Below are 1,028 nucleotides of genomic sequence, written 5' to 3'. Positions count from 1 at the left end.
TAATGTGTTGGCTTTGATTTTCATGTTGTAACCATTTATTGGCCAATTCAGGTTCAAAGTCCACAAATTCAAATGATTCCAGTTCATCATGCAATTGTAGATATTCGTTCATTGATGTAGACTGTTGGTTGGCTAATTCCAGTTGGATTTCACCACTTGTTGCGTCCTTTAAGCTGGTTTGCAGACGGCTTAAACGACTAGATTCTTGCTCATAGGATTGGCGTAAATCAAAGTAAGCTGCTTCCTTATCTTGCGCCTTTGTTAGTCTGCCTTCAGCTGTTTCAATCTCTTGGATCTTTTGATTTAAGACTGGGTTCTTACCGTTTGGCTTGTAGATTTCTTCAGCCTGTTTAGCCATATGAGGGGTGATATCGGTTAAGACTTGGCGTCCCGACATCCCAATTGACATCAAGCTTTTAGCAAAGTCTTCTTCATCATCCCACACAAAGTCCATTAAATCATCTTCTGAAAAACCGAAGTAGGCAAGGTAATCTGTCTTACTTAAATCATTCCACAAGAAAGAAACATCGTTTGTGACTTGTTTCTCCCCTTCGTTAATGGTGTAAGTCAGTTGTTGTTTGCCATTTGTTTTGGTTCGTTCAATCATGACATCCCCGTATTTAGTATTTGTAAGGTATAAACGGCCACCGTATTTGATATTATCATTGGTATCATAATTTCTAGCATTTTTACGGCGTGTGTTTGGGAAACCAAACATGACACTTAATAGGAATGACATTAGGGTGGTTTTTCCTGACCCATTCAAACCAGAAAAAATATTTAAATTGGGTGTTAGCTGGAAGGATTGGTCAACCCATTTTCCATACCCAAAAATCTCAAAGCGTTGAATATGCATGGCTAAAATCTCCTTTGTTCCTGGCTATAACTTGCTTGCTCTAAAATGATTTTCTCTTTCGCCTTGGCCAAAATATCTGCCTTGAATTGGTCTGGGTCGATTGCAGAACCAATTAGTCGCTGCCATTGTCCGTTCTTCTCAAGGTCTTCAATGACTTTTTGGTATTGGTCAG

At 39.2% G+C, this 1,028-nt stretch carries 1 protein-coding gene; it reads right to left on the bottom strand.

The window, feature by feature from the left end; all coding sequences use genetic code 11:
• Positions 1–856: ATP-binding protein (locus tag ACRCJ0_RS15140; RefSeq protein ID WP_431391034.1), on the bottom strand; the 856-nt coding region annotated here is incomplete at its 3' end.
• Positions 857–1,028: the final 172 nt, after the last annotated feature.

Source organism: Aerococcus sp. L_32, from assembly GCF_050689315.1.
This window is presented reverse-complemented; position numbering and strand designations above follow the sequence as displayed.